The organism is Bacillus suaedaesalsae (genome assembly GCF_016890225.1).
Lineage (GTDB): Bacteria > Bacillota > Bacilli > Bacillales > SA4 > Bacillus_BS > Bacillus_BS suaedaesalsae.
Genome location: NZ_JAFELM010000039.1, coordinates 96,384 through 121,459 on the forward strand (window position 1 = coordinate 96,384; position 25,076 = coordinate 121,459).

General features: G+C 34.6%; 30 protein-coding genes. 4 read left to right on the top strand and 26 right to left on the bottom strand.

Features of this window, described 5'->3' with window-relative positions; translation table 11 throughout:
• Window positions 1-27: 27 nt before the first annotated feature.
• The 13 genes from JR050_RS15735 to JR050_RS20585 all read right to left on the bottom strand — a co-directional run bounded on the left by JR050_RS15735 (window position 28) and on the right by JR050_RS20585 (window position 11,126).
• Window positions 28-399 carry an NINE protein gene (locus JR050_RS15735; RefSeq protein ID WP_204204476.1) on the bottom strand — a complete coding sequence of 124 codons (372 nt, stop codon included), beginning with the start codon at window positions 397-399 and terminating at the stop codon, window positions 28-30.
• 4 nt (window positions 400-403) lie between these two features.
• Window positions 404-739, bottom strand: a complete 336-nt coding sequence (locus JR050_RS15740) for a TM2 domain-containing protein (protein ID WP_239454435.1) — start codon at window positions 737-739, stop codon at window positions 404-406.
• Window positions 740-1,023: 284 nt separating this feature from the next.
• Window positions 1,024-3,393 (bottom strand): MSCRAMM family protein, encoded by a 2,370-nt coding sequence (locus JR050_RS15745; RefSeq protein ID WP_204204477.1) that lies wholly within the window; start codon window positions 3,391-3,393, stop codon window positions 1,024-1,026.
• Between the two features lie 574 nt (window positions 3,394-3,967).
• Window positions 3,968-4,417, bottom strand: coding sequence for a C40 family peptidase (locus JR050_RS15750; RefSeq protein ID WP_204204478.1), 450 nt, complete (start codon window positions 4,415-4,417; stop codon window positions 3,968-3,970).
• Between the two features lie 221 nt (window positions 4,418-4,638).
• Window positions 4,639-5,037: a cytidine deaminase gene (locus JR050_RS15755; RefSeq protein WP_204204479.1), complete on the bottom strand. Its 399-nt coding sequence runs from the start codon at window positions 5,035-5,037 to the stop codon at window positions 4,639-4,641.
• A 220-nt stretch (window positions 5,038-5,257) separates the two neighbouring features.
• Window positions 5,258-6,499 (bottom strand): MFS transporter, encoded by a 1,242-nt coding sequence (locus tag JR050_RS15760; RefSeq protein WP_204204480.1) that lies wholly within the window; start codon window positions 6,497-6,499, stop codon window positions 5,258-5,260.
• A 14-nt stretch (window positions 6,500-6,513) separates the two neighbouring features.
• Entirely contained in the window at window positions 6,514-7,056 is a 543-nt protein-coding gene (locus tag JR050_RS15765) for a winged helix-turn-helix domain-containing protein (protein ID WP_204204481.1), read from the bottom strand.
• A gap of 5 nt (window positions 7,057-7,061) precedes the next feature.
• A complete protein-coding gene (locus JR050_RS15770) occupies window positions 7,062-8,321 on the bottom strand; it encodes a M16 family metallopeptidase (RefSeq protein WP_204204482.1) in 1,260 nt (419 codons plus the stop codon).
• A gap of 18 nt (window positions 8,322-8,339) precedes the next feature.
• Window positions 8,340-9,167, bottom strand: coding sequence for a tetratricopeptide repeat protein (locus tag JR050_RS15775; RefSeq protein WP_204204483.1), 828 nt, complete (start codon window positions 9,165-9,167; stop codon window positions 8,340-8,342).
• Between the two features lie 2 nt (window positions 9,168-9,169).
• Window positions 9,170-10,465 (bottom strand): radical SAM/SPASM domain-containing protein, encoded by a 1,296-nt coding sequence (locus tag JR050_RS15780; RefSeq protein ID WP_204204484.1) that lies wholly within the window; start codon window positions 10,463-10,465, stop codon window positions 9,170-9,172.
• A gap of 102 nt (window positions 10,466-10,567) precedes the next feature.
• Window positions 10,568-10,696 (bottom strand): hypothetical protein, encoded by a 129-nt coding sequence (locus tag JR050_RS20580; protein ID WP_283244085.1) that lies wholly within the window; start codon window positions 10,694-10,696, stop codon window positions 10,568-10,570.
• 30 nt (window positions 10,697-10,726) lie between these two features.
• Window positions 10,727-10,921 (bottom strand): hypothetical protein, encoded by a 195-nt coding sequence (locus JR050_RS15785; RefSeq protein ID WP_204204485.1) that lies wholly within the window; start codon window positions 10,919-10,921, stop codon window positions 10,727-10,729.
• A gap of 70 nt (window positions 10,922-10,991) precedes the next feature.
• A complete protein-coding gene (locus tag JR050_RS20585) occupies window positions 10,992-11,126 on the bottom strand; it encodes a hypothetical protein (RefSeq protein ID WP_283244086.1) in 135 nt (44 codons plus the stop codon).
• A 170-nt stretch (window positions 11,127-11,296) separates the two neighbouring features.
• On the opposite strand from JR050_RS20585, the gene JR050_RS15790 reads away from it, so the two are divergent.
• Window positions 11,297-12,172 carry a helix-turn-helix domain-containing protein gene (locus tag JR050_RS15790; protein ID WP_204204486.1) on the top strand — a complete coding sequence of 292 codons (876 nt, stop codon included), beginning with the start codon at window positions 11,297-11,299 and terminating at the stop codon, window positions 12,170-12,172.
• Window positions 12,173-12,338: 166 nt separating this feature from the next.
• On the opposite strand, the gene JR050_RS15795 is transcribed toward JR050_RS15790, so the two are convergent.
• Together JR050_RS15795 and JR050_RS15800 are read right to left on the bottom strand one after the other, a co-directional pair.
• Complete coding sequence (locus JR050_RS15795) at window positions 12,339-12,647, bottom strand: hypothetical protein (protein WP_204204487.1); 309 nt, start codon at window positions 12,645-12,647, stop codon at window positions 12,339-12,341.
• Window positions 12,648-12,684: 37 nt separating this feature from the next.
• The gene (locus JR050_RS15800) at window positions 12,685-13,794 is read right to left on the bottom strand and encodes a plasmid pRiA4b ORF-3 family protein (RefSeq protein WP_204204488.1); all 1,110 of its coding nucleotides are present in this window, start codon (window positions 13,792-13,794) and stop codon (window positions 12,685-12,687) included.
• A gap of 331 nt (window positions 13,795-14,125) precedes the next feature.
• On the opposite strand from JR050_RS15800, the gene JR050_RS15805 reads away from it, so the two are divergent.
• The gene (locus JR050_RS15805) at window positions 14,126-15,277 is read left to right on the top strand and encodes a hypothetical protein (protein ID WP_204204489.1); all 1,152 of its coding nucleotides are present in this window, start codon (window positions 14,126-14,128) and stop codon (window positions 15,275-15,277) included.
• Between the two features lie 639 nt (window positions 15,278-15,916).
• Here the strand turns inward: JR050_RS15805 and lepB are convergent.
• From lepB to JR050_RS15845, 8 genes are all read right to left on the bottom strand, one after another.
• On the bottom strand, window positions 15,917-16,459 hold the full coding sequence (gene lepB, locus JR050_RS15810) for a signal peptidase I (protein ID WP_204204490.1): 543 nt from the start codon (window positions 16,457-16,459) through the stop codon (window positions 15,917-15,919).
• Between the two features lie 12 nt (window positions 16,460-16,471).
• On the bottom strand, window positions 16,472-17,026 hold the full coding sequence (locus JR050_RS15815) for a hypothetical protein (RefSeq protein WP_204204491.1): 555 nt from the start codon (window positions 17,024-17,026) through the stop codon (window positions 16,472-16,474).
• Between the two features lie 58 nt (window positions 17,027-17,084).
• Window positions 17,085-17,858, bottom strand: a complete 774-nt coding sequence (locus JR050_RS15820; RefSeq protein WP_204204492.1) for a hypothetical protein — start codon at window positions 17,856-17,858, stop codon at window positions 17,085-17,087.
• Window positions 17,859-17,930: 72 nt separating this feature from the next.
• Entirely contained in the window at window positions 17,931-18,374 is a 444-nt protein-coding gene (locus tag JR050_RS15825) for a hypothetical protein (protein WP_204204493.1), read from the bottom strand.
• 194 nt (window positions 18,375-18,568) lie between these two features.
• Entirely contained in the window at window positions 18,569-18,763 is a 195-nt protein-coding gene (locus JR050_RS20880) for a hypothetical protein (protein WP_430392893.1), read from the bottom strand.
• Window positions 18,764-18,881: 118 nt separating this feature from the next.
• Window positions 18,882-20,030: an HD-GYP domain-containing protein gene (locus JR050_RS15835; RefSeq protein WP_204204495.1), complete on the bottom strand. Its 1,149-nt coding sequence runs from the start codon at window positions 20,028-20,030 to the stop codon at window positions 18,882-18,884.
• Between the two features lie 14 nt (window positions 20,031-20,044).
• Window positions 20,045-20,680, bottom strand: coding sequence for a response regulator (locus tag JR050_RS15840; protein WP_204204496.1), 636 nt, complete (start codon window positions 20,678-20,680; stop codon window positions 20,045-20,047).
• Complete coding sequence (locus tag JR050_RS15845) at window positions 20,673-22,202, bottom strand: sensor histidine kinase (protein ID WP_204204497.1); 1,530 nt, start codon at window positions 22,200-22,202, stop codon at window positions 20,673-20,675. The genes JR050_RS15840 and JR050_RS15845 overlap by 8 nt, the downstream gene beginning before the upstream one ends.
• Window positions 22,203-22,491: 289 nt before the next feature.
• Here JR050_RS15845 and JR050_RS15850 point away from each other — a divergent pair, with 289 nt between their 5' ends.
• A complete protein-coding gene (locus JR050_RS15850) occupies window positions 22,492-22,710 on the top strand; it encodes a DUF1659 domain-containing protein (RefSeq protein WP_204204498.1) in 219 nt (72 codons plus the stop codon).
• A 37-nt stretch (window positions 22,711-22,747) separates the two neighbouring features.
• On the top strand, window positions 22,748-22,963 hold the full coding sequence (locus tag JR050_RS15855) for a DUF2922 domain-containing protein (RefSeq protein WP_204204499.1): 216 nt from the start codon (window positions 22,748-22,750) through the stop codon (window positions 22,961-22,963).
• A gap of 82 nt (window positions 22,964-23,045) precedes the next feature.
• Here JR050_RS15855 and JR050_RS15860 read toward each other — a convergent pair whose 3' ends face one another.
• The 3 genes from JR050_RS15860 to JR050_RS15870 all read right to left on the bottom strand — a co-directional run bounded on the left by JR050_RS15860 (window position 23,046) and on the right by JR050_RS15870 (window position 25,030).
• A complete protein-coding gene (locus JR050_RS15860; RefSeq protein WP_204204500.1) occupies window positions 23,046-24,050 on the bottom strand; it encodes a sensor domain-containing diguanylate cyclase in 1,005 nt (334 codons plus the stop codon).
• Window positions 24,050-24,547, bottom strand: coding sequence for a PAS domain S-box protein (locus JR050_RS15865; RefSeq protein ID WP_204204501.1), 498 nt, complete (start codon window positions 24,545-24,547; stop codon window positions 24,050-24,052). Before JR050_RS15865 ends, JR050_RS15860 begins: the two co-directional genes overlap by 1 nt.
• A gap of 126 nt (window positions 24,548-24,673) precedes the next feature.
• Complete coding sequence (locus tag JR050_RS15870; RefSeq protein ID WP_204204502.1) at window positions 24,674-25,030, bottom strand: hypothetical protein; 357 nt, start codon at window positions 25,028-25,030, stop codon at window positions 24,674-24,676.
• Window positions 25,031-25,076: the final 46 nt, after the last annotated feature.

Below are 25,076 nucleotides of genomic sequence, written 5' to 3' on the forward strand. Positions count from 1 at the left end.
TGCAAAAAGAACTGAGATGCAGAGCACTCAGTTCTTTTTAATTGAAACTAGAATCTTCTGTTCTATTTCATCATTTAAAGCCTCGATCCGTCTGTTTAAGAAAAAGGCGTCAATCCAACTCCATATTACTGATCCTATTAAGAAGAAAAGCGAAAAGTACAATAGACCATCCGATAGCGAATAAGCAAGTACAAGAATCAGAAGAAACAAAGGAAAAATAGTCGTCGATAACATGATACTGGCAATTCTATAATCTTCGGTATAAAAGCGATGTGCTCCGAAGAAGGATAAGCCCGCCCATAGCCCCCACGCTGCATCTTTGCTCTTACTTTTTTTAAACATTTCTGATTCTAATATCGCTAGTTCCTCTAAGGTTAAATGTTTCTTTTCGATTTGCATAATATTACTCAGCAGTTGCTGCTACTTCTGAATTTTTTCTTGCTTGCTTAATTGTACGGATTTCAGCTAATACTTCATTTTCAATTTGCTCGTTAGTATTCTTTACCATACTGTTGATTAAGAAAAGGTCGATTAATGTCCAAATTCCTAATCCTCCAAGAGTTAATAACATACCTACAGCAGAACCTGTTTTTCCTAAATAAAAACGGTGTCCACCTGCTGAACCTAGGAAAAACCATAGTAACCATGTTGTTCCACTAGATTTTTGTTTCTTGCTCATTTCTGAACTAAGTAATTGAAGTTCCTCGCTTGTTAAACCTTGTTTTTGTAGTAATGACAAATTATTTCCTCCTAAAAACTAATATAATAACATAGTAAATTATACATGAAATTGTAGAAAATTGTAGAAAAAATTACAAACTGTTGACAATTTTGTTAACTTTTAAGCCGTTATTCCTGGTATAACCTATAAAATCATAATCTAAAATGCTATTTACTTTCATATTTAAATGAACGAAGCATAATAAAAAGACTTGAATTCAGTAAAATATCGAACTCAAGTCTTTTGTTTTTATAAAATTCCTCTAACTTAAATTGTAGTAGTTTAATTAAGGATCTATTCGTTTAATTTGCCGTTGCATCTCCTAGAAATAGATCCCAACTAGTCACTTCGGTTCCATCCACTACTACCCTACCATCAACCACAGAAAAGAACTTATTAAAATATACATAGCCATGAGCTGGTGAATCAATTGTTTGTAGTTCATACTCCCCATCTGACAATCTAAATTTATACGTTCCTTCTTCATTAATCCAGCTTGAATACCAAGAGCCTTCTACTCCTACTCCCACTACATTTACATAACCTTCTGTTAGTAACTGATGTCCATCATACACGCTTCCAGTTAAGTTTAAAGCAGGGACTTCAACTTGAAGTGTTTCAAGCTTCTCTTCATTAACAAATAACTCTCCATTCAAAACTGTAAACCTTGTATTTGGTCTGAACGAAGTATCATCATATAAATAAACATTATCAAATACGTATTCGCCATCTGGTAAACGAAGTTGGAACTTACCTTCCTCGTTGGCAGATCCATAATAGAAGGTTTGATATTCATCACTTATTGAATACACACTTAAGAATCCAGGTACTGGGTTCCCATTATCTAATAACGTACCTATAACTGTTACTGCCGGAAGTTTAATGAGCAATGACTCATGTGGTTCTCCATATACATATAATGAACCATTTTGAATCGTGAATTCTTGGTTCAATTCAACCTGCGTATTATCATACAGATACACTGATTTTATTTTATACTCACCATCTACTAACCTACCTAAAAATTTACCATCTTCACTAATTTCACTCCAATAATAAGAAGTTTCATCAGCTGTGCTATACGTTACAGTTCCACCTGTAACAGGGTTTTCACCATCGAGTACAACTCCATTTAAACTTACTGGTGGTAATTGTAGAATAAGCATATTCTTTAGTTCACCATCTACATACAGCTTTCCATTTTCAATTTGGAATTGTGTAGAAAGACCTACCTCTTGATTCATGTCATATAAATAAGCCCCTGTTACTTTGTACGAACCGTCAGGTAGTCTTAACGAATACTGACCGTTTTCATCCGTTGATGCATAATACCAGTCGAAGTAACCCTCTTCTTCATTGTATTTCTCTATATTTATATGGCCTTGAAGTGTTACTCCTTGATCCACTAATTGACCTTGAAGTGTTACAGGAGGTAAATTAATCGTTATACTGTCTTTCGTTATACCATCTTGAACTATTTTTCCATTTAGAATTTCAAATGCTACATTCACTATAGATTGACGATTATTCTCATAAACTTCTCTAATAAAATATTGTCCATCAGATAGTCTGTATTCGAAGTTACCTTTTTTATCAACACTCATGTCAAAATAACCAGTATGTTCACCTTTCTCATCGTAACCTTCAACACCGATCCATGCATTCGTAATTGGTGTCTTTCCTTCTACTAATTTACCCTTCAATGTTACATTCGGTATTTGGATATTTAAGAAATTCACCTTTTTTCCATCAATATATGTTTCTCCATTTTTTACTTCAAAAATGATCTTTTTCCATTCGTAATAGGTTGGATGAGAAACACTGACCATATATTTGCCATCAGATAATTCTCTTAACGAATATTCTCCCTTTTTATTCGTGAGCACATATTCCACAAATTCGAAATGATATTCTTCTTCGTTAATTACTTGTTCTAAAGAGATAACGGCGTCACTAACTGACCTTGTCCCATCAGTAACTTTTCCACTATACGCCTTTTCTGGAAGAGAGATTTGTAAACTCTTTTGTTCTACTCCATCAATCGTTACAATTCCATTTAAAACGGAAAAATACAATTCATGATTATAAAATCCGTTTTCTAACTCAATTCCAAATAACAAATAATCTCCGTCTGGGAGAACTGCTGTAAATTCTCCATTATTCTTAGAAGATACAGTAAAAACCTCTTCCTCATATTCACTTGTGTATCTTGATAGAATTACCTTTCCTTTTAAGCCCTTGTTACCTTCAGTTAATTTTCCCTGAAAATTCGAATCGGATTTTTGCCCAGCCGCTTTTGCTTCCTTTTTATTAGAAAGTTGAATCACTTGGTTTTCCGAACTCTTAACCTTTCCTTGCTTCACAGTAAAAGATTCTTTCGCGCTATACCACTTGTTCCCTTTGTTCACGGCCTTAACTGAATAATCTCCATCTGGAATTTTGCTACTTAATTGCCCTTTAGCATTCGTTGAAACAAGTCTAACCTTTTGTGTCTTCTCTTTAGATTGAATAACTAGTTGTGAGTTTTTAATTGGATGAATTCCTTCCCTTACCATAACTTCTTCTTTACCTTGAGAGGATTTCTTAGATGGTGTTTGTGCATTCACATTTCCTACTGAACTAGTAAATAAAAAAGCTAGTAGAATTAAAGTATAAATAAACTTCTTCTTCATTCATTTTCCTCCTGGAATGTAATTTTTAACCAACTAAATATATTCGACCTATGTAAAAAATTACCTTTCTATTTTTTCTTCTGCTGACTTTTTATATTTCGACACATTTTTCTCTTTATAAAAAGACAGATAATATAGTGAATATATTTATTTATCGAAATGACTTTACTAAATAATAGGTATTAAATCATGATTATATATGGAAATTTTCGAAAAATCTCACCCAAAACTAATGTTATCTTACTATAAAGAGATAAGGCACACCCACTTAAAGGTAGTTTTGCAAAGTATAGGGGCTACCTAAAGTCTATTGGAGATATGCCAGCCAGCTACTCATTATCATAGGGGAAATAAAATGCCTTATTATTCATTTAAAGAAATATGGACTCCTCTTATTCTTTTTAGAATCCGCTTCTATAGATGTAATGAGAATCATCGTTTTATTAAGATTGGCGGAGGAAAGCGAAAGAGAGTATTCTAAACTGAATACATAAACTACTATTATGAGGTTCAGTTAAGAACCTCTTTCTTCTATAGAAAAAGACTCTCTATCCTGTGATAGAGAGCCTTAATCTTAATATTTTTTAGCACCTAAATATCTAGTTTTATAGTAACTATCACTTAATTTATTAATCATAACACCTTTAGAAGAACTAGCATGCACAAAGCTATTATTACCTATGTAGATTCCAACATGTGATGGACCTTTTTTATATGTCTGAAAGAATACTAAATCTCCAACCTGCGGTGACTTTACTGCCTTTCCAACTTTCCACATATCCGCTGAAGAACGTGGTAACTTCTTACCTAGCCCATTAGCATATGCAAAACCTACAAACCCACTACAGTCAAAGCCCTTTTTACTTGTACCACCAAATTTGTAAGGAGTTCCTATTAAGGCAGTGCTAACCTTGACTAGTTGTTGAGGGTTTTTGGCAGCTGTTGCAGCCGACACCTTGTCTTGTGGAGTATATATAGAAAGTATAATTATTGCTAGAATAATAGAAGTTATGATTCTTTTCATATTATGTCTCCTAGTTATAGTTTTCTGAAAATTTAAACTAAAGTTATTATAACAAGGATAATAGAAAAAAAGTTTTACAGTTCTGTTACAAATAAATTGAAAGAGAACATAATCCAACTCTATCTAAACAATTAAATCAAAAAGAGCATATTTTGAAACTAAATCCAAAACACACTCTTTATTTCAATTTATTGATTTCTTAACTATTAAAGCCCTCTATCTTACATCTCTAAATCAGTAAACGCATAAGGCAATAATTCCTTCAACGTCAACTCTAATATATCATTCTTATCATTTGTTAAATAAACCGGCATATCAGGTAAGCAGAACTCAGCCAAAACCTGTCTACAAATGCTGCAAGGTGGAAGAAAATCTTTTGTATCACCTGCAACCGCAATTGCCCTGAAGTCACCTTTCTTATAGCCACTTGCGACAGCCGTAAATATCGCAGTTCGCTCAGCACAGTTCGTTGCACCTAATGAAACATTCTCCACATTTACTCCATTAATGACAGAACCATCTGCTAAAAGAATCGCGGCTCCTACTGGAAACTTCGAATATGGAACGTAAGCTCGTTCCTTCATCTGACGTGCACTTTGCATTAATAACTCTTTATTCATTGTATCCATCCCTTTCAAATCAGAATGAACTTATCTCAGTTCCCTAACCAACTTTAAAATCGGCAGGATTTCTACTATAATATTTTTTCGAAATGTTTGTCAACACGGGAGACGGAGGATTCTATAGTCGGCATCGTGGATACTTGATAGTCCTGCCTGATACCCAAGTAGCCCAACTTCGTTAAGAAGAAGGGCTACTTTATCATCATATTATTACCATTTATGCCTGACTTACATTTGCAGGTGTATTTTTCATACTGTTTTTTGTAACTGCCATTATAATAAAGATGCTACATAATCCAGAGATTAAGATTAATGCACCGCATAAAATAATTACAAATTGGGGTGATGATATTGTTCCAACCAACCCATTGATTCCCATCCCTAATAAAGTGATAGAACTAAGGAAACTTGTAATTGTACTGAAAAATCTACCCAACTGATCATATGGAATAGCAGTTTGCCAGAATGTACTAGCACTCATATTGAAGGCAGAATTAAATATCCCTAGCGCAAAGGCTGATGCCATCATCAGGTAAAGGTTTGATGAGAAACCTATACAAGCATAGAATATTCCTAATCCTAAAGTTCCCCCACCAAGTTGGATAGCTAATGGAAGCTTTTTTATAATTGCTGAACCAAATATTGATGTTAGTATCATCCCTGCGCTTAGAGCTCCCAATATATAGCCAACATACTCTGCCTTATACCCACTTTTGTCTACATGGGCAGTAAAGGTAACATCCACACCTGCTATTCCAAGCATAATGCAAACATACATAACGAGTACACTAATTACAATTGGTGATTTGATGGGACTTAATCCCTCAACCCAACTTTTCCAGAAGCTTTTCTTTTCCTTTTTTCCTTCTAACTGAATCGGCTCAATACTAGCTAGAGACAATCCAATAAACAAAGTTGATGCTAATACATAGGTTGCAGAATCAATTAAAAATCCGATATTTTGTTGGCCCTCAGGAAGTATGCCAAGTACAGTTGCAGCCAATCCAGGTCCGATGATCTTAACTAGTTCTCTAGTAGATTGGAATGTTCCATTCGCTTCCATCAGTTGCTTTTCATCCACAATGTTTACTATATATTTATTAAATGCTGGTGTTCGGAATGAAGAAATAAATGATATAGCAAATGCAGCAACAAAATATACATGTAGTGTATTAGGTAAGAAAAATAAACTTGCAATCAATATTGCACTTGATATATTCGTGGCTACGATGACTTTTGCTGGGTTTTTATTTTCTATAATTACCCCCGCTATTGCTCCACCTACTAAACTACCAACACTTAAAAAAAGTGCAATACCCATTGTTGTTAGTAACGTCTCCGTCTTCGTGTACGTCATAACAATCAGGAGCATGTAGCTAAACCATGAGCCTATCTCAGAAATAAACAAAGATATTGCAAGTCTTCTAAACATTAAATTTTGTTTTAGTATATTTAACATTTTATCACCCCTTTTTAATTTTCACGATCGAATCGGTATCCGATCATTAGTGAATTAATATATACTCCTTCTTCATCATCACCAATTTCATTTGCTCTAATGAACTTTTCTATTTCTTCCATTTTTCTTCTTAGCTCATTGAATAGTTCGTCTTTTACTTTTACTTGTGCATACTTAATAGTCGCAGAACTTTCTAATAACTTCTGAGTATCCAAATCAGAAATATCACTTTTCACCTTGTTATAAATTAAATCTAATGTTGTTGAAGGGCTTAGTAATGGTACTACACTACTTAAATCAACATCCCGGTCAACAGCTCTGTATACAAAGTGAATGGACCTCCCATTTACGGATACCATTTCATGCTTCTTAATTAAGTTCGTATCTTCCAATCTGTCCAAATGAAAGGAAATCTCAAGAGGTTTCAATCCTGTCTTTCTTGATAATTCTTCTGGACTTATCTCACCATCTAATAGATATAAAAATGTTTTTAGTACGTTAGGATTTTGCAAAATCCCTTCCTGATCTGCATTGAGTTCTTTACTAGTTTTCTCCATATTCCTCACCCCATTTTATCAACTTGTTGGAGTAACTTTTGTCCGTCAACATCACCCATGACGACCATAGATAATCGCAATGGATCAATATATTCATTTAAAAAACCTTTTATATTCTCAACAGTTGATAATTCAAATTGTCGTACTAAATCATTTGGGTAAATCGTTTCTCTAAAAATTTCATTTCTTCCTATTATTTTTAAGAAGTATTGTTGATGTTGAGTTTTTAAATATAAATCCGTTTTCAATCCAGAGATTGCGTTATTAACCTCCGAACTGTCTAAAGAGTTTTCCTTAATATAGTTAACTTCTTCTATTAAAATATCTAGTAATTGACTAAATTTATCTTTGGCAACAGATGTATATATACCCCAGTTACCTGTTTGGATAAATCCTTGATAAAAACTTTGAATATGGTAAACTAGGCCTTCCTTCTCACGTGCTTTTAGCATTAATCTTGAATTCGGAAATCCTCCCCAACCCTTAATTGCAACCTCAAAGTTTTTCTTTCCTTCATCCCGTAATGAAGGTCCGACTCCACCCATACACAGTGTTACGTAATCTGATTTTTGTTTCAGAATATTAAAATGCACGGATTCCGAGGAACGAATTTCAATGGGTGTGGGCACACCACTCGGTACATTACTGTAGATTTCACTTGCATCGTTAATTACATCATTAATATTATTATTTGTGATTATAACAATGACTGAATTATCAGCAGAGTATATCTCTTGATACCGTTGTAATAAATGTTTTGCGCTAAAGGATTTTATCGTTTGCTCATTTCCTAGAATCCAGTTTCCGTATCCATGCCCACCATACATACCTTCTATTAGACGATCCATAATTTGTTCTGAACTATGGAGTTTTCGTTGTAATTCTGCAAGAATAATTTTTCTTTCAGCTTCAACATCTTCTTCAGTAAAATCAGCTTCAAAGGTAAGTTCATATAGTGCCTTCAATAGTGTTTTTGAATGTTGAGACAAAATTAGACCTTCAAATGATGTACATTCTTTAGTAGTGTGAGCATTCAATAGTCCACCATTATTGACGATTTCCTTTACTGCCTCTTTTCCTCTTCTTATCGCACGCTGATTATTAAAGATAAGATGCTCTAGAAAATGACTTAGTCCACTCTCTTCTTTTAACTCATTTCGACTTCCATGCCTAATAAATACGCCTACACTTGTTACAAGCGTTTCAGGTTTTTCAACTACCAATACTCTTAATCCATTTGCTAACACAGTAGAGTGAAATAACAATTCCTATTCACCATCCAATTATTTCTGTAAAATTTTATCATTATATTCAAGATTTTTTAAAATTTGTATCCGTCTCTCATAGGACACATCACACTTATTAAGGATAGTAATTGCTTCCTTAATAAATAATATAGCTTTCTCTTTATCTCGAATTCTATAGTAATACAAGGCTAATGCATTCAATGATTCGGCATGCCTACAGTTCTTCTCATTTATATCTTCTATAAATATCAAATCTTGTATTGATGTCTCAATTGCTTTATAGGCATTTTCATAATCTTCTTTTAGAGTTAACATGACTCCTAGCTTATTCCATAATCTTTGGTGTTTTTCTTTATCAGAGGTAGAGAGGAAGGCTTCCTTAAACCTTTCTCTTAAGAGTGACAAATCCTTTTCAAAATACGTCATATCAATAGCTTGCAAATGAAGGCTATGTGATTTTGGATGTTTTACTTGTTCATAATAATGCCAAAACCATTTATTCATGGAGTAATAGTAAAAATGAGATGTGAGGAATTCGTTCAAGTTATTCTGTGAAACGTTAGATAGGATATCTTGCTCAACACCTACTACGCTCACGTCATTATATTTTTCTATTAAATGATCACAACGATTCATTAGTTCTTTGCTTTTATCCCCATTTGATAGCATCTTCAATCTAAAGGGCTGAATAATATAGTTTTTATAAAAATTAGTTCCCATTCTTAGTAACAATTCTGGAAAGAATGCTCCTAAAATCACTATTTCTTCAGTTGTAAAATCTACTTTTTGTTTCAATAAACTTACATATAACCCTCTGGGGTAATTAGAACGAAATATATATGTTTCATCTAAAATTGATTCCATCGCTATTTTATTACCTCAATAAACTTTTCACCTTGACGATCCATCGTAGTGATTATACTTTTCATTTGTGTTTTATGATCAGGACATGGTGTCCTATTTTCTGTTAATCGAATCCATGGGCACGAATCACCGTGACATGAAGGGGCTAAAAAACACTCCTTACATTTAGAATCCTCAATTCCAGACTCTGTCCACGCATCAAATTTATTACGATCCAGATCTAGTGAGCCGTCCTGATTTAATTGTCCAACATGATTAATATCATCATATAATGCGACCGTACATTTATATAACATCCCATCTGTACCAAATACAAAGGAATGAGGACTCGCTGCATAACAAATGGAATGTGGTTTAATTTTCTTACCAATACGTTCGACAGTAGCACCTTTATCTAACGCGAGATTTGTTAGCTGTATGGCTGTACTCTCTGCACAAACATCTAAGTTTTCATCATTACTTCCACCCCATTTTCCAATATTGTGGAAATACAATCGAAAACGGTCATCTCTACCAAATAAGCGCTTCATTTCTTCTATATAATCAACGACATGTATGTAATTATCCTCACCAACATTCATTCGGAGAATAACATGAAAGTCTTCTGTTCTTTCTGATAACTTCTTTAAATTATTTATGATAACGTCGTATGTACCTTGTCCACCCTTTAAAATCCTTTGTTTATCGTGTGTTTCTTTAGTACCATCAATGGTTATCTGAAAACCCTTTACCTGATTTCGCAAGAGAAGATCAATTACCGAATCATTTAAAAAATATCCGTTAGTTGTAACTGTTGCTGCGTAGTTAATACCGTATTCATTTGATTTCTTAATAAACTTCTGCGATAACCTTTCAATTACATCGGGAGCCAGTAATGGTTCACCACCGAACCAACTCACAGAAAATTCCTTATAAGAATAGTCTTCTATTCTTTTATTTACGAATTTCTCAATTCCTTCTTCAACCTCAGGTTTTAATTTATTCTTCTCAAAACGTTCATAGCAGTATATACATCTAAAATTGCAATTTTCGTGTGCTAGAATAGTGAGATGTAATGGGTTATTATTATTTCTGGCCTTTTTGTAAGCGGAAAGAACATCATCTGCATCATTTTCACTTTCATAAAAATGATATTTTGAGAATATATCACTCATATTCCCTAACTTACTCAACTCACCAAAACCTTTTGCCGATTTTTTCGGTACCTTAAACCCAATACTGTTTCTTATATTAAAGTAAATGTCAGATTCTCCATCGTAACTTTCAGACTTAATGACATATCTTGACTTCTTCAGCATATTTTCACACCTTAAAATTGATATTGGCTAAGGAAAGTGTAGTTGTGCACTTCCCTTAGCCATAATTTGTTACCAAGTTATGCTGTTCTTTAATGTTATCCATTAAGCAAAACAAGCAATGTTAATATGTGCTCCTTCTTCTTGAGTTTCCTCAATCGTGCCATTGATTACTTCGTTAATTTCAGTTTCAGTAATTTCTACTTCGCGTTTGATATCTTTAGTATCTTTCAATATTCTCACCTCCTTTAAGTTGAATGATCTTTATTTAGTGAATTTAAATTCTATTGAATCGATGTCATCGCTGCTTTTCATGATTTCTCCATTATTAATTGAGATACTAACTTTCTTTGACTTCGAATCTATCAAACTAGTAAATGCACTCAAATATGCTTGTTTACCACCATTTATTACCTGAGAATGAGAGATACCATCGGAGAATTTCACTATCATTTCCATTGAACACACCTCCCTGCAAAACGTATTTCTAACTATTTTTAAGCTATATCAAATTCCGAGTTCAGTACTATTAATTCGCTGCTCCTGGATCCTCTTCATCTGAATTTAATGACGTCTTCGCTGCATATACTGTCTCATCTGAAAGAATCGGGAAAAATGTTAAGCAAATTGTCAACGTAATAAATAAACCAAGTAACTTCTTCATTAATTAAGTTTCACCTCATTTTCTGATTATTTACATAATACAATAGATACATTTTCCCTGTATTTGTCATTTCTTTGATATAATTGGAGTGATTCTATATACCCATCTTATTTACTACCAATTTTATGGTTTTTGATAAACATAGTTATCATTCAAAGGAGGGGATTATCATGTCCGATTTATTAGGAAAAAAAATAAAGGAACTACGAGAGTATAGTGGCTTATCACAAAGGGCTGTTTGTAGGGATATATGCACTCAACCTTACATAAGTAAAATAGAAAATGGCGAAATATTCCCATCTGCTGACTTACTACTTAAAATTTCTGAGAGATTAAATGTTAATATATCTTACCTATTAGATATTTCGAATGCCCCTAGATATGACTATATGGTGGAGGTGTTTACTCAAATTAGAGAGGAAGTTTATAAACGAAACTATAAGTTAGTTAAGGAAATCATTAAGAGTGAGAAACGAAATAACATCTTTGCTGATACGAAAAGTCAGCAGTTCTTTTTATGGCACGAAGGAATTTGTAGTTATTATGAGGATGGAAATAAAGAGCAAGCTTTATCTTTATTAAATGAAGCTTTATCATTAACCACCCATCAGAAACAACTTTATTCCGAAAGGGAGATCGAAATATTAATTAGTTTAGGTAATATTTATTCTGAATCGAAGGATTACCCTCTTGCGATTAAAAACTTTAAAGTAGCCCATCTCCAGTTAACCATGTTGCTAGATTTAACGAATAATTATTTGCCAATTAGATTGTATTATAATTATTCGAGAGCCTTGAGATACAACAGGGAGTATCAACTTTCCTTAAAAATGTGTAATGAAGGAATTATGCTTACAAAAAAATATAATTTCTTGTACTTAAAAGGTGATTTATATTATCAAAAAGGAATTAACTACATGGCACTTCAAAACTTTGAAAAGGCAAAAGAAAATTTTAAATTAGCCGAGATGGTATATTTGCTCGAAGGGAACTCCTCCTCACATAAATTGGTAGAATTAATGAAAGAAAAGCTAAAGGAGAAATAATTTAACGGTCGATATATGGATAAAATAAAAAAGCTCATGCACATTTCTAAGTCACACAAAAGGGGACGGTTCTCCTGATCTTAAGAATACTTAAGGCCAATTGAACCGTCCCTTTGATTTATAGGACAGATAGACATGTGAAAGTGTCTGTAATGTAATTATTTTATTAGCACTCAATACAAACAATCTCATTCGTCACATCTACTCTCCAAAATCCCTTATCCACCTGTAGTTCCTTCGAGCAGAGTGAACATTTAGATGGCCAACCATTATATCTATATCCTGCAATGACGCCAAATTCTAATGACCACACAGCATATGCCGTATATTCAGAAAGTGATAGCATCAGTAAATCCTGAACTGTTTCTAGCAACTCATCATTATGATATTTTTCAAAATAATTATCTACTACCCTTTCAGCATCAGCCTCTTTTAAGCGATTATGATAGACTTCAAAAAGTAAATCCATTTTCATTCATGTATCTCCTTCAACGTGGACGGAAAATAGCGACTTAAAAAAATTTCAATCTCCTATTAACCAGGTCCATATTAAAATCCTCATAACCCTGGCTTATTCCCCAATTCCGTAAATGCTCGTAATCAGGATGCGCAGGATCTGCCATAACTGATAAAAACTCTTCAAATCCCGGCTCACCGCCAACATCCCCAGGTGGTGTATTTCCTCTGCCCTCAAAACACGTAGGGTAGTTTTTGTCATAGTTATCCATCATTTGTTCCACTACAATCTGGTGGTTCCATTCATCTCCCAAGTCATAGGTATAGCGTAATTCAGATGGTAGATAGTCGTGAAGCTTCTCCCCTTCCTCCAGTTTCATCGGTATGCCGGTATCATACCTAAATGCCTCTTCGTGACAAACAAGAATGACAACTGGTTTACAGTCTGCAATACGCTTTGATTGGTTAAGTGAAGTTGGCATACTTTTATAGATAGAAAACTCATGCAAATGGCAATCCTGCCAGCCAAATGAAATTTGCAACGTTTTATGTAGGTCTGGAAACGTAATATGTTTTGGAACAGCAATCCTTCTCCAAACTTCATGATTCTCCAGTTCCAATGTAACATGAAGAATATATGCTTCGGAATGAAAGATTTGGCCACCAGTCAAACCTTCTAAATTGCGAAATAACTCCTCAGATGGCGTAATATAGTCATTTTTGCCATTCCCGACAATTAATCGGCTAAGCTGTTTATTCAATATCGGCTGTTGAATGCCATGCGGATGGATTTCTTCCTCATAAAAACAAACATTTTCACAAGCCTTATTCAGTCTTGCTACAAGTTTTCTATCCTTAGTCGTTGAAAATTTGACCTCGTTAAAATGAGACAGATAGTTCTCTATTACCTCATCTTTAATGCCTTCATGACAAAACGTATCTCGAATAGCTTGTACCAACAACTGATCAATTCTTTTTAAATCTGCTGCCTTTACACTATAAAGGACTATAATATACCGACTTTGATCGTTCACCAGAACAATTGTCTTTTTTCGATTCAACGTTATTATATTTGCATGCCAGGAAAAGAGGGAATCTGACTCTGAAGATGGTTCCGGTTTTAGCTTTAATTCGGTTAAAAGTTTCTTTGTACATTGAATTAGCATATTGAAAGCTCCTAAGAAGAAAAATGTTTTATTGTGTGTCTCAAGTATAAACACAAAAACCTTTTTTGGTAAGGCTGAAGAGGAGTACTTCATTTTCACCACTCAACATTTCTACATCATGAGTCAGTATTCTTTTCAAGACAATAAAAAATGTAAAGAAACACACTGCTCGACAAACTTATCAAAGAAAGTATATTGAACTTATTCAAATTATCATTGTTCACAAAACCTAATAAAAATTTTTATCAATCACCTATCTTTTTAACCCCAAACGCGAGCAAATTTCCTATATATATTGTGACAACGAATTTATACAGGAGTTGAGTACGACGTGTTTGACCGTAAGAAGAAAGAAAAACAAAAAGTAAAAATGTATGGATTTAAGTTTCCGCAGCGTTTATTTGATGACCTTCGGCAATTTGAGCAAAAGGAAAATATCCAAATTCCTTCAAGTGCATATGCGACGTTGATCTGTGTGCTTAAACAAATACATCGTGAAAAGACGACTATGGGTGAAATTCAAGAGTTCAGCCTTAGTCAGTATGCAACCGAACTGAATGTTGGATATTCCACTCTATATGTAGGTCTCAAGTTTTGGCTGGATCATGGCTTCCTGTATGAGGGGAAAAATGATGCAGGTAAGACGTTATTTGTGCTGCAAAATGCTCATCGCTATTTCTCAGAGGACGAACTCAACTATTTCATCGTTCCTCACTCTTTGTTTGAAACGAATATTATCGCAGAATTAGTGCGCACGTCGAATGGTAAAACATTTGAGTTAATGCTGTCGTTGTTCACACAATTCCGTCATGGCATGGCAACGATTCAAGGAACACAGGAAGTAGAGGAATTAAAACAAGTTCGTAACATGAGCACGTTAAAGCAAAAGCTTGGGAAACGTTCGAAGGGAGTAAGAGAGGCGATTTCACTACTCGAGCCTTTATTTCATGTTCACTTCATTGGTTTGTCACATAGAGGGCATCAAGTATGGATTCACCAGGTGGAATTCAGCTTAAAGCCTGATTGTGTGGTTGAAAATTCGGATGCCTTTGAAGTAAACCCGCTTATCTCCGAGTTCAGCAGAGAAACGGAGCATGTTCTCAAATCTCTTAACATGCGCTTCAAGCCTCGTGATCTATTTGATATTATGATTTCACTCAAGCAAGAGGTGATCAACGTTCTTAAATATGTAGCCAAAAATGATGGAGAAAATTCTTCTTATTCACTTCGCGACAGCTGGATTCAAACGTTCTTTTATCAATGTCTAGGTCGTTTTGAGACGAAAATTCAAGATCAGCTAAAGCAAAAAGAAACCTTCCAATTTACAACATCGATTGGTGCCTACTTCCGCACTGTCTTTCGAAACAACATTAAACTTTTCATTGAACAAACAATCCCTACAGACTACATACGAAAAGCTAATATGAAAGAATTCATGATGACTGGACGCGTGCCTGTCCTTCATCAGCTTTTAACAAAATAGGTGTGCGTTTCTTTCCCGAGCCTTGTTATCTGAGATAACAGGGCTATTTGTACGTGGAGATTCGATTTCCAATTTGTTTACTACTCCAAGCATCTCTCTATTTTACTAAGAGGGGTGTCTTTTTTTGTCTTCAAAACCCTCTAAATAACTGCCTGTGAAAAATGGATTTTTCTAAATACATGCACGTCAATTCCATGAATCTCTAAATCTCTACCACACCACTTTTTTTTATCCAAATGACTGCCTCTATCAGATAGAAAATTTTGAAATGATTGCCTGTAGATATTCGACTAATCTCTAAACCTTTGCCACTCATTATAGAAATCTTTGAATAAAATGCCTGTACAAAACAAACCTAATGCCTTGTGTTGAAAGGGATCTCTCCACTTTTTTTAAAACAGCTTACTCTACTGATACCCTTACTACTATGATTATTTCTTTACTCTTCTGTTTGTTTTTTACTAGATTGAATATCTTTTATTCTATTGAAGAATTAATTAGGTGATACATTTACCTGTAAGCTTGGGAATGAAACTACTTTTGCTAAATGTTGATGTGACATCTGTTTGTTAGAACATTTAAAAATAAAGCATAAAAAAAGCTAGTCCAATGTACTTGAACTAACTTCTGATTATGAGCCTATAACCCTTTAAAAGGGAACAGTGATAGCATACTTTCCCCTACTATAAATTCTTGATTAATTGGACCTATGCTAGCATCTCTGCTATCTAAGCTCTCACCAGGAGTCCGGTTATCCCCTATTATAAAGAAGTGTCCCTCAGGAACCTCTGTACTTGGGATATCGAATGACGTACCCAAAATGTAATCTTCCTGTATTTCTTCGTTATTAATAAGAACGTTACCATTTACGATTTCTATGTTTTCTCCTGGTAAAGCTATGACTCTTTTAATAATGTTATATCCATGCGAATCCTTTACTACTACTATGTCATTTCTTTCAGGTGAAAATGCTATTTTGTTTACTATAACTACACTTCCATCTTCTAACGTTGGATTCATTGAATTTCCACTTATAATACTAATTCCTATACCAAACCTAATGAATAGAACGATGCATAGTAATAAAGCAAGATAGCGTATCCAGCTTAGTATGGATTCCTTTGTTATTATTCTATTATTAGTGGTTTCTATAGACACTTCATTATTATAATTGGTACTCAACTAAAATCTCTCCTAATTTGATCCATTTGGTTTTTCTTTATCCTCTTTATTAGAAGGGTTTGCCTTATCTTGACCGTAATGATTTCCGTTGTTGTTCTTTTCTTTATCATCGTTCGGGATATCTTTTACCACTTTATCCATCTTTTCAATTGCTTCCTGTACAATTGCATCTAACTCTGCTGAAAGCTTTTCCTCTTTATTTGAGTTATCAACATTGAAATTCGCAATTAGAGCATCTGTGTATTGTTGCAAAGCTAATACACGAGCTTCCTTTTCAGCATCAGTAAATAGTTGAAGTTCTTCTTCAGACTTTTGAATTTCTACTTGCAACTGTTCTTTTAAACGTTGTTTTTGAGTTTCTTTTTCAGACATTATAGCTTGCTCTATTTCATTAATAGATTCAACTTTCTTTTTGTCGAACCAGTTAGTTAATAGTGCATGAATATCCTGATCAGCAAAAGCAACATTTACACTGCTCCCTATACCCACACTTAAAAGAATAGCTCCAATTAGAAATTTTACCTTTTTCGTACCCAAACCTTTATGTTTTGCTTTACGGCTCTTCATTCTTCTCACTCCTTATTTAAAAGATTAGGGTCCCACGAGTGAGACCCTAATTTAGTTATTAGTTATTGATAGATAACACAAGTGCATCTAGGTCAGCTTTAGCAGCGTCTTCTAGTTCTTGAGCTTTAGCAGTAATTAGTCCTTGTTGTGTAGCAACTAATTCGTTTTTCTTTGCAGTGATTAGTTCACGAAGTTCTGCAATTTTAGCATCAGTAGCAGCTTTGATTTCTTCTACAGTTGTAGCCGTTTCAGTTGCTAATTGTGCTTGAAGAGCTGCTTTTGCACTTGCAATTTCAGCTTCTAATTCTGTAACAGCAGCATTAGTAGTAGCAGTTAGATCATCATTTACTTTAGTTAATGCAGCTTGTCCTTTTGAACCTGTATGACGACCTAAATCAGCTTGTGCGTAGTTGTATGCTTGAGTTCCTACACTGTTAATTACTGAGTTAGCGTATACTGAAATTCCATCAAATTGTGAAGCCATGTACCCTGCGATTTCCGCTTCTTTAGCATTTAAAGCATCAACATGACCTTGTTTTGCACTTTCGATATCAGAAGCAGTGTTTGTGATTTCAGAATCACGAGTACTATTGATACTATTTGTTGCATCTGATTTTAAACCATTATATTCTCTCGCAAGTGCTGGAACTTTACTTGCTGCATAGTCAGTTGTTTGTTTTTGTACTGATGCAGCTGATTTTCCAAATTGTACATCATACCAAGCTTTTAATCCTGTACCAGCATCCGTATTAGCAAATGCCATACTTACTCCAGATAATAAACCTACAGCTACTACTCCAGTTACTACTTTACCTTTGAATGATTTTACCATTTTAAAAAACTCCCTCTCTCATTTTCATTTTTAAGTTTTATAGAATTCACCCATTTGAGTGTTTCAACTAAATTAGTTACCTAATACATCTGCTAAGATGGCTTCGGTTTCATCAACAATTGCTTGTTCTTCCCTTTTTTGTACTTCCTTTGAATACTGATCAAAATTTACAGATTGTAAATTCTTTTTCGTTTCCTTCAACTGGTTTTGATAATGGATCTGATGATTTTTGATGTCAGATTCAGTTTCGAATATGATCTTTTCGTTAAACTCATTCACTAACGAAGAGACATCTTCTTTCGTATTAGAAACAAAACCTTTGAATGAACGAATACTTATGTTCATGTCTTCTATCGATGCAGAAACCATTGTATCGGTTTGCTTTTGCAATGATTCTTTGTACCAGCTCGAAAGGTGAGCACCTGCATCTGTGTTTGCGAAGATTGTTCCGGTAGCCGTTAGGATTCCCACCGCGATCGTGACACTCGCTACTTTCTTTTTAAACTCTCTTTTCACTTTCTCCTCCTCCCTCACTATGTCTGTTTTGTTTGCTCTTTCTGATACTTATGTTACTAGCATTTCAAAACGTTTCATATCGGTAGCAAGGTTGAAAGTCACTATCTTCCAGTACGATTTATCTATCATCCTGAAGTATGAGTTGGCATTTAAAAAGGGAGAGAATTGCACTAGGATTAGCCATTGAGAGCCTCTTATATAATCCTTTTATAGTGAGAAAAACGTAATAATTGGTTTTGAATCATTTCCTTTTGACTATTCTGGTATGTCTTTACTGTCGTTATATTACGGTTACACGACGGGCAAATCCACATTCCATTGTTCGTACTGCTGTAAGAATTCGTCTGACATGATGGACAAGTCTTTTGAAGCACTCTTGCTTCCTCCAGTCTTTTATTCTTATTGTACGAATAAGTAAACCTATAAAACTATCACTCCCCAGGCTAGTTATCCTCATACTTTGGGATGAATGACATATAAAAAAGAGACTTCCACTTAGGAAGCCTCTTACACTACTAAAATTCTTTTACTATTGTATTCTTCTAAACCAACTTCGTCTAATAAGGCATTAACCACTTCTGCCTTCACAGCAGTTTCTTTTAATTTTACAAGTTCATGATACATATCCTCTTCTGTTAAATGCGATCTGTATGGACGATGTTTTGTCATGGCTATATACGATTCAACTACACCTAGTATTTGTGATAAAAGTTGAATTTGATTTCCTTCTAGCTGGTGAGGATACCCCTTTCCATCAATTCGTTCGTGATGCGAATAGAACACTTCACTGACTCTTTTAAACTCAGCAAAGTCCCCTAGCAATTCCTTTCCCATATAGCAGTGTTCTTGTATTACTTGGAATTCATATTGCGAGAGCTTACCTTTTTTCTCAAACATATAGTCTGGCCATTTAATTCGGCTTACATAATGCATAAGTGAAAGTAGCTCAATTTCCCAATCTTCTATTTTTTCTTCAGGGAAATGAGCTGCAATCTTTTTCATCAGATAACTAGTTTCTTCTATTTCTTTATGAGTAGATTGAGTTTTTCGCTCGACTACCGGAATAAATGTATATAGAACTTTAATTACATAATCAATGTTTCGCTGAAGAGCAGCTGCTTTGTACTGCTTGTCTACCGCAAACGCTTGAGATAATATAACAAAGCCAATTGCACTACTTCCTAAAGCAAACAAACTTCTAATAATCATCACGAAAACATCAAAGTGACCTAAAGCTGTAATGTGGTCAAAAATGATATATGTATGATAGGTGATCAAATAAATGATTAACCAGTTCCGGAACACCCTTTTGTGAGACAGTAGTCCCAGGAAAATTGGATAGTATAATAAAAAGATCCACATCCCGTCATAATTCAGAGGATTATAAAGGGCAGTAAATACAAATAAGACAAAGCTGATTCCTGCACTTAAATGTTCTGCATGTTTGATTTGCGGAAGGGCCTTATGATGAATAAAATAAAAACCCCAATGTAACATACCTGAAAATGTAAATCCTAAAAATGCTAACTCTGAGTACGAACTGGGATGAATGATACTTGCGATAATGGACATGAATAACCCTAACGTCATGATACAAGCTAGTAAAAATAAAATTTTACCACCAATAGATTGTTCATACATTACATCTAGGTTCAATTTTAGCCCTCCTATTATCCATCAATGGTTACAAAGCCTTTCTTTAAGGCATACAGTACTGCCTGCGAGCGATTTGGCTGACCTGTCTTTCGTAATATGCTACTAACATGTGTCTTTACTGTTGCTTCAGAAATGAATAATTTCTCTGCTATTTCTGTATTACTGTAGTTTTCAACAATTAATGTAAATACTTCATTTTCACGATCAGTAAAGGAAAAATCCTCTGCTATTTCTTTTTTAGTTGTTTCCGTACTTTTCCGATCTAGTTTCGGCTGAAACAAAGAATACCCCATCATAACCATATTTAATGTATTGATGATTTGCTCTGGTACTGTATCTTTCATTAAATAACCATCAATACCCGCATCTAATGCTTGATATATATCTTCACTCTCATCGAATGCAGTCAGGACAACAATTTTCATATCAGGGAACCTCTCTTTTAGTTCCGCTGCACTTTGGATAATACTTGGTCCCGGCATTTTTAAGTCCGATACAATTAAATCAGGTTTCTGCTCTTTCACCATTTCTAAGAGCTCCATCCCATTAGAGGCTTCACCGACTATGTTAAATTGTTGTTGTAAACTTAGAATCATTTTCAATCCATCAATGATGATTTGGTGATCGTCTGCTAGTACTATTTTATACATAATCAATGCTCCTTTCTCTTGGAAGTAAGGCTATCACTTCCGTTCCATTATTAACGTTGGACAGTATATCCAAATGACCTCCAAGTTGACCGACTCTTTCCCTCATTCCAACTAATCCATAACGATCTGTTTGCTTTTTACCTACAACAAACCCAACACCATTGTCTTTAATCGTAATGGACAATTGGAGAGGCGATGCCTCAATTGCGACTTGGACAAAAGAAGCTTTTGAATGCTTAACGACATTATTCACACTTTCTTCCACAATTCTATATACCATTTGTTCAACTTCGACTCTTTCTTGTTGAATGTTCCCAATTGTGGTGTATTCTACGTTTATATTCGTTCCATCTGTAATCCGATGAATAAGAGTCTCGAGTGCTTCAAAGAGGTTACTTTTATGAATCTGTTCATCACGTAACTCTTTAATAAAGGTTCGTACCTCTAGGTGACATTGCTTTATTTGCTCTTCCATTTTTGGAACAAGAGACTGTAATGTTTTTACATCTTCTAATGCTAAGCTATTTTTGAATTGGTACATTTGCGCAGAAAGAAAGAATAATTGCTGAGCCAACCCATCATGCATATCCTGCGCCATTTTCTTCCGTACATCTTCTTTTAAAGATTTGGCCATTTCCTCTTTTAATTTGAAATGTTGACGGACTTGATTAAGTGTAGCGGTTAATAAATAGAGATATATGTTGTCTGTTCTCTTTAACCTAAACCCATTCGTACTCTTAATGAGGTACATGCCAATGAGATTCTTATCATCATGAATTGGTACATAGTGATAGTTTTCTAGCCCTTTTTGATAGTTTGGTAACTTTATAAGTTGTGTTTTATGTTTATTCTTTATAGATGACTCTTTAACACGTCTAAGTAAATACTGGTTCTTCCAGTTGTTATGTATTTCCTTCGTTTCGAACAAAAGTAGATAGGCTTCCTTATGGTTAAGAAGCTTTTTTAGCATTTCTTCATAATAATGGGTAAAATCCACGGGATTGTCTGGTGATTTTTTAATTGTTTGATAGATGGCATACCCTTTTCTCATATTTCCTTTAATACTAGTAAAGAAATATTTTAGTACAACATACATACTGCACACAAAAAGGACTCCAAAAATGAATAACAAACCATTTCGGTCATCCAGTTGATCAATACTAACAATGAAAAGAACGATGAAGAAACTGGCTATAACTGGTGTGAATAGTCTTTCATCCCCAGTTTTCAGTAACCATAATAATGAAGTGATTGAATATAAATAGAAGGGACTCTCAATCCCCCCCGTAGCATTAAGGATAAAGAGATTCGTGATGATATCAAAGGATATGAAAAAAAATAAAAAATTCGTTTTATTTCTTCTAAATAAAGTAATAAGTGAGATTAGATTACTAGCGAGCAAATAAATAATGATGTAGTAATTCTCATGTGAGGAATTAACAAATGTAAGGAATCCAACAATTAATAACATCCAACGAAAAACAAACAAATAAATCGTTAATTCCTTCAATATCTGATACATTTTTACCAAACCACCCAAATTTTGTAACTAAATAAATGGTAATATAGTCTCAGTTTTATAGCAATCAGAGATTTTGTCGAAATGTAGGAATATTTTAAAAATATATTTTCACATTACTTATACTCTATTAATCGTGCAAAATAGAGCTATTTTGAAAGTCGCCTTCATGGAAAAATCTATTATTTAACATAGTAGGAGCCCCTTTCAAATTCCAGTTTAATTTTTTTGTTAAATTTAACCCCAAAATCCCCTCCACCTCCTATATATAAAACGAAGGAGGTGATACCACATGGCACAAGCATTCCTATCAGATTCTCAGCTGCGCTTAGTGTTCAACACTGGTGTAGACAGTGAAGGAAATCCAATTTACAAAAGCAAAAGCTTCCGTAATGTGAAGACTGATGCTACTACTGACGGACTTTACGCGGTAGCGACAAGCCTAATCGGCTTACAACAGTACCCTGTTACAGCAATCGAGCGTAACGACAAAAACCTGTTAGGTGAGTAATGACAAGTACAAGTAATGTAGAAAGGAGGTAATTGATATGGCAAAAGCACTTCAACTTCAGTTTTTGAATGAAGAGGAGAAAACGGTGACGATCTCCATTGACAATCCGATTGAACCTGTTAGTCCTACTGCAATTGATGCGGCGATGGACACGATTTTATCAGCAAATGTGTTTATTTCTGCTGGTGGTGATCTTGTGGCGAAGAAGGGCGCTCGTGTTGTGGAGCGTAATGTTAATGAGGTGACGTTATAATTAGCAAAAGACTAGTCCGATGGGCTAGTCTTTGTTTTTTGTCGTGTATTCTTTTAGCTTAGGTTTTTTACAGAAATGAATTTCACCCCTCAAAAGAAGACACTTTATTCTTACCGGTCTTCTTCGAATGATACAGGGCTTGATCTGCCTCTGCTATCAACTTTTTACTAAATGGATCATGAGCAGGTTCAACTGTTGCCACCCCTAAACTAATGGTTACATAAGGCTCTACTAAGGATGTAAGGTGTTCAATGTGTAATGCACCGACATTTTCTCTAATTAGCTCTGCAACTAAAACTGCAGAATCTATTGGAGTTTTCGGCAATAGAATCGTAAATTCTTCACCACCATATCGTGCAAAGGTGTAGGGCTGATCACCAATTGTTTTTTCAATCTCTCTACTTACACTTATTAGGCATTGGTCTCCAGCAATATGTCCATATGTGTCATTGTAAAGTTTAAAACAATCGATATCTAGCATAATTAACGACATTGGCTTTTCTTCGTCTGCACATTCGTCCCATTCTTCTTTATACTTTTGTTCTAAGAAATGTCTATTATATGCATTTGTCAATCCATCTCTCGAGGATAGGGATTCTAATAATTTGTTCGCTAATTTTAGTTTTTCTTCAGCCTGGCGTTTTTCCGTTATGTCTCGTACAATTCCTAAAACACTTGGCTTCCCTTTATATATAATTCTAGTAGAAGAAACTTCACCTACACGGCTCTCACCTTCATAATTGATAAACCTATATTCTTGTAAGGAGTCTGTTTTCTCAACTTGCATGAGATTGGTAAAACTTCGAATAAATAACTCTCTGTCCTCTTCTACAACAAATTCCAATGGGCTTTTTCCAAGCGCGTCAAGGTGAGAAGAAATCCCCAGAAACTTGACTCCTCTTTCATTAATGTATTCTATGCCCTCTTCACTGACTACGCACATCATTTCAGGTTGCAGTTTTGTAAGAGAGCGATATCTCTCTTCACTCTCTTTCAATTTATTTTCTATTTCCATTGCTTCCGTTATATCTCTACCAATTCCAATGCAGCCAACAATATGGTTATCAACATAGATTGGAACTGCCATTAGATTAATGGTTCTTCTTTCTCCCGATTTATGAATGATTTTGAGTCGAATATAACCGATTCTCCATTCAGTACCCTTTTGAAATAGGCGAAGACTCTTCCTTTTTCTTCAGGAGCAATAATAGGCAAGAAACTCTTATTGAGTAACTCCTCTTTTGAATACCCAGTTATTCGAGAAGTGGCGGTATTAACCTCCTTGAAATGTCCTAATAAGTCTATGCTGTAGCTGGCATCCGGGTTATGTTCAAAAAGGGAGGAATACACTTCTTTATTTCTCTCGTTTGTTACTTTTATTCTATATATATAATCAATGAAATAACCAAACGAAAAAATAATAATGACTCTTAGCCATAATCCAACCCATTCATTTAAAATTACTTGAGCAAACGCACCATCTCTTTGCATATTTAAATGCGTGAAAACTAATACAATTGCCACCAAACCCGCAATTATTCTTCCACGAGCGGAGATTAATAATGATTTCATTAAATTAAGCATATATGTAAACCCTCTAATACAAGTTAAATTTGTATAAATCCATTATTGTATTATAACCTTCAATATACCTCTGTCGCTAGGTTTGTAGGCTGGTAATTAATACCTAAATAGGCTTAAATTTCAGGGTTATTTATTCAGAATCAGTAGTATCGTCACAACACCACCTGCCATTAACAGTGTGTTCGTAATATCATTAAACCTATTCTTCAGCAGGTACTCATTACGACTCATCAACGAGAGCAGAATGTACAGAATAACAACAAACACCCCTCCCTCAGCATGATGTTTATATGGATACTGTAAATCAGAGAAATACGCGCTAAGTCGTAAAAATAAACCCATCAACGTTAACGCAACAAACGTCATCCAGCCAAAATGGTGCTTAACATTGCCGACAGAAAGACCGAAGCGATTTATGAGTTTTATGGTTATGGCAACAATTAAAATGGTGACAAAGTTCCCAAAAAAGTAAGTAGAAAACAACCAGGATTCCTCCCTTCCTCAAATAATACTTTTTCTTAATTTACCA

What these genes read in the sequence shown, in the direction of transcription:
- JR050_RS15735 (WP_204204476.1), bottom strand. Translation starts at nt 399, where the DNA reads ATGCAAATCGAAAAGAAACATTTAACCTTAGAGGAACTAGCGATATTA.
- JR050_RS15745 (WP_204204477.1), bottom strand. Translation starts at nt 3,393, where the DNA reads ATGAAGAAGAAGTTTATTTATACTTTAATTCTACTAGCTTTTTTATTT.
- JR050_RS15750 (WP_204204478.1), bottom strand. Translation starts at nt 4,417, where the DNA reads ATGAAAAGAATCATAACTTCTATTATTCTAGCAATAATTATACTTTCT.
- JR050_RS15755 (WP_204204479.1), bottom strand. Translation starts at nt 5,037, where the DNA reads ATGAATAAAGAGTTATTAATGCAAAGTGCACGTCAGATGAAGGAACGA.
- JR050_RS15760 (WP_204204480.1), bottom strand. Translation starts at nt 6,499, where the DNA reads ATGTTAAATATACTAAAACAAAATTTAATGTTTAGAAGACTTGCAATA.
- JR050_RS15765 (WP_204204481.1), bottom strand. Translation starts at nt 7,056, where the DNA reads ATGGAGAAAACTAGTAAAGAACTCAATGCAGATCAGGAAGGGATTTTG.
- JR050_RS15775 (WP_204204483.1), bottom strand. Translation starts at nt 9,167, where the DNA reads ATGGAATCAATTTTAGATGAAACATATATATTTCGTTCTAATTACCCC.
- JR050_RS15780 (WP_204204484.1), bottom strand. Translation starts at nt 10,465, where the DNA reads ATGCTGAAGAAGTCAAGATATGTCATTAAGTCTGAAAGTTACGATGGA.
- JR050_RS15785 (WP_204204485.1), bottom strand. Translation starts at nt 10,921, where the DNA reads ATGGAAATGATAGTGAAATTCTCCGATGGTATCTCTCATTCTCAGGTA.
- JR050_RS20585 (WP_283244086.1), bottom strand. Translation starts at nt 11,126, where the DNA reads ATGAAGAAGTTACTTGGTTTATTTATTACGTTGACAATTTGCTTAACA.
- JR050_RS15790 (WP_204204486.1), top strand. Translation starts at nt 11,297, where the DNA reads ATGTCCGATTTATTAGGAAAAAAAATAAAGGAACTACGAGAGTATAGT.
- JR050_RS15795 (WP_204204487.1), bottom strand. Translation starts at nt 12,647, where the DNA reads ATGAAAATGGATTTACTTTTTGAAGTCTATCATAATCGCTTAAAAGAG.
- JR050_RS15800 (WP_204204488.1), bottom strand. Translation starts at nt 13,794, where the DNA reads ATGCTAATTCAATGTACAAAGAAACTTTTAACCGAATTAAAGCTAAAA.
- JR050_RS15815 (WP_204204491.1), bottom strand. Translation starts at nt 17,026, where the DNA reads ATGAAGAGCCGTAAAGCAAAACATAAAGGTTTGGGTACGAAAAAGGTA.
- JR050_RS15820 (WP_204204492.1), bottom strand. Translation starts at nt 17,858, where the DNA reads ATGGTAAAATCATTCAAAGGTAAAGTAGTAACTGGAGTAGTAGCTGTA.
- JR050_RS15840 (WP_204204496.1), bottom strand. Translation starts at nt 20,680, where the DNA reads ATGTATAAAATAGTACTAGCAGACGATCACCAAATCATCATTGATGGA.
- JR050_RS15845 (WP_204204497.1), bottom strand. Translation starts at nt 22,202, where the DNA reads ATGTATCAGATATTGAAGGAATTAACGATTTATTTGTTTGTTTTTCGT.
- JR050_RS15850 (WP_204204498.1), top strand. Translation starts at nt 22,492, where the DNA reads ATGGCACAAGCATTCCTATCAGATTCTCAGCTGCGCTTAGTGTTCAAC.
- JR050_RS15855 (WP_204204499.1), top strand. Translation starts at nt 22,748, where the DNA reads ATGGCAAAAGCACTTCAACTTCAGTTTTTGAATGAAGAGGAGAAAACG.
- JR050_RS15860 (WP_204204500.1), bottom strand. Translation starts at nt 24,050, where the DNA reads ATGGCAGTTCCAATCTATGTTGATAACCATATTGTTGGCTGCATTGGA.
- JR050_RS15865 (WP_204204501.1), bottom strand. Translation starts at nt 24,547, where the DNA reads ATGCTTAATTTAATGAAATCATTATTAATCTCCGCTCGTGGAAGAATA.